The organism is Pirellulales bacterium (genome assembly GCA_035656635.1).
Taxonomy (GTDB): domain Bacteria; phylum Planctomycetota; class Planctomycetia; order Pirellulales; family JADZDJ01; genus DATJYL01.
On the sequence record DASRSD010000021.1, the window covers coordinates 1 to 3,135 of the forward strand.

Genomic DNA, 3,135 nt, shown 5'->3' on the forward strand with positions numbered 1-3,135 from the left:
CATTGTCCCCCTCGTCGGCAACATAAAAATGACCATCGGGACCAAAAGCGACTCCCTGCGCGTCGCTCAGTTGGGCTGCGCCATTGACGAAGGGAATGAACGGACTGCCGCCGACCTGCTCGCCGGTGGCGGCGTTGTAGCGATTGACGACAGGAGAACCTGGATTGGAGCTGGGATCGGTAGTGGCGACATAAATCAGGCCGTCGGGGCCTGCGGTGATTCCCGTGGAACTGACGAGGCTCGTGAAAGTGTCTTGTCCATTCGTTTGAACGATCGCGCCGGTAGAGCTGTTGAAGCGATCGATGAGGTCGCCGTCCACGACATACAGATCGGCCCGGGCGACCGACGGCGCGAGAAATGGGGCCAAACCTGCGACAAATAGTACGGCTTTGCACAGACATCCCGCAGAAACAGAAGAAGGAAAGCGAAGCGAAGATGCGGTCATTATAGGACTCTCCAAATTGGATATCAGTGGATTGGTTTTTTGGGCTGAAAAGAAAAAGAACGCTCAGATTCCACCGGCAATGGCGGAGCGCAAGCGTCCTGTTTCTTGATCGAGTCGAGTGGTGGTAGTAATAATTAGTGTTCTCCTGCTCAGGCGGTCCGGGCGTCGTGCCCGGCGTCGCATCAAAACAAAGAAGGCACCGGCGTCTTCTCCCGCCGGGCATGACTATCGTCAACCCAATCGGGAAGACACCGACGCCTTCTGGCAAGTCAGATAAAAATAGAGATGGCTGAGTATCGCTGCCGTTTATTCGGCGAAGCGCTGCTGTGACCCTCGAACTATCCGGGGAGCGCAAGTCCAGTGCGAGTGTGGCCATTGGGGAGCCAGCTGTCAAGCAATCCCCCCCTTCCATTCCTGAGAATTCGCCTAAATACTGACAAAACCGGCTCAGAGGTTGGAGCTCGGGTTGTGCGACAAGATTGGAATGCAAGGGTGCCACTGCTTGCTCGTCCGAGGCCGTCCGGGAATTCAAATGTAGGAGGCGACTCCTGTCGCCGAAGATTTCACGATAGCTTTGCTAGTTGGCGACGCATGGGTGTCGCGAGACGCCTCCTACAGCTCGAAAAACGACGGTTGGAATTCCCGGACGGCCTCGGCTCGTCCAGCAGTGTCTTTCCGAATGGCAGCTTGCACGTTGACTGCCTCAGCGTTGGCTTGCTCAAATGCCATCGATTGGAAATATTTGAGGGCCAGCACTCATATGCAAGCTGATGTAAAGCCCGATTCGGCGCTGCCCACAATCCACAAATGGTCTGCAGATTTTTAAATTAGTAAGCTTGTTTTAAGCTTCATCGGTCGAGCGGCGATTGAACCCACATTCACTGCTGCGACCATCCTCCTTCAGCGGACGGTGCCCGGGCCAGCAATGGCACCCATGCAGTCCAACGAAGCGAGCTCCGGAGCTGCCAATGACGAATGACCAAGCACCAATGACCAATTCTCGGATCACTATTAGTCATTGGGACTTGGTCATTGGGATTTCCGGCGCCTGGGGGCTCACTTCGTTCGACCCCAGCCACCCCGACGCTACCCCGGGGGGCTAAATGGGAAGAAGGGCGGTTCAATTTCCCGATGCCGCCGCTACTACATGTTTTCGGCGGGGACGCGGGAGTTGAGGCGTTCTTGAACGGTGGCTAGCCAATCGAGGGTGGGCCAGGCGTAGGCGCGGAATTTTTCGAGCCGGCCTTCTTCCTCGTTGTGAAACAGCGCTACGTTGGGGCCAAGCTTGCTGGCCACGGGAGAATCGATCAAATGGCTGCTGTCGTTGGCGCTCATTTGCAAGAGCACACGCAGGGCAAATTCGCGCATGGCCTGGCGATTGAAGCAGCGCTGCACAGCGATGAACGAATCGCACCAAATGAGGGTGTACACGCCCACGCCGGGACCGTCGCGTATAATGTTGCCGAGCATTTGCGCCGGCGACGCTGCTTTTTCATTGCCACGTAAAGAAAAGCCCATGTCGCCGTCGTCGCGCAAATCGCGGAAGCGGCCCAGATCGGAAATGAACAAATACAGGGCCGCCGCCTGGCGATCGTCGGACCGCTGCCGGCGTTCCACTTCCTGGGCAATTTCGGCCACGATGGCGGGCAATTCGCGGCGTCCGCCCGACTGCATGGGATGCGGCAGCATGGTGGAAAGTGCCGCCAGGCCGCCGCGGTAATCTGCCCAGGGTTGGTCGATGGGCAAATCGGCCGGCGGATCGTGCTGCAAAACATAAAACTTCGCGGGGCTGCCGGCCGCCAAGCTGGCTGCGGACGCGCCTTGCGGACGAGGACGATGCTGCGCGGCCAGGCTGAGGAGCGCCGAGGAGAGCATGCCCATGGCCGTTTCGGCGCGCTGGCCGACAATGATTAAGTTGTCGCCGCTTTGTGGCCGGAAGACGGCGGCGGTGGGATCTTTAATGGCAATGGCTTCGCCCAGCCAGGCATGCACCGGCGTGGAGCGAACCGGCCAATCGCTAGCCCGGAGCAATTCGTTCAGCCCGCGATTGTTGCGAATATCGGCCGGCAAATTTCCTTCAAACACAATTGGCGCCGGCTGCGGCTTGAGCGTTTGCTCCGCCACGCGCTGCTCGGTGAGATTGCGCAACCCTGCCAGATATTCTTCGCGGCGGCTTTCGCCCAGCCACACAATTTGGAACGGATGGTTGCCTTGCACCGTGCCGTTGGAATCGTTGTAAATGGCTTCGCCGGGGCGGGAAAGAAGCCGTGCGGCGGAGTTTTCTTCGCTCAAAATTAAATGGGCATCTGCCTCGCTGCACTGCAGCGCAATGCGGACGGCCATTTGCCCCAGCGTGCTGCGGGCCAGGCTGTATGCGCCTCCCAAAGTTTGCGATCCCAGCAGCACGTGCATGCCAAAGGCACGGCCTTGCCGCACCAGGCGGTCCAGCAGCAAAGCGGCATCTTGGGCGAGCTTGTCGTCGTCGGTGAACAGTTCCTGAAACTCGTCGACGATGAGCATGATGCGCGGCATCGAATTGGCGCCGGCGGCCGCGCGATAACCGGCGATATCTTGTGCGCCAACTTTGCGGTACAAATCGCCGCGGCGCTTTAATTCCCCATCGAGCCGTTCGATGACGCTGAGCCCGAATTCCCGTTCGCTTTCGATGGCAATGACCCGGGCGTGCGGCA

2 protein-coding genes are annotated in these 3,135 nt (G+C 58.8%); both read right to left on the minus strand.

Annotated features, from left to right (window positions below):
* Positions 1-445, minus strand: a 445-nt coding sequence (locus VFE46_01465; GenBank protein HZZ26647.1) for a hypothetical protein, incomplete at its 3' end; no start/stop codon positions are given.
* Positions 446-1,588: 1,143 nt separating this feature from the next.
* Positions 1,589-3,135: ATP-binding protein (locus tag VFE46_01470; protein ID HZZ26648.1), on the minus strand; the 1,547-nt coding region annotated here is incomplete at its 5' end.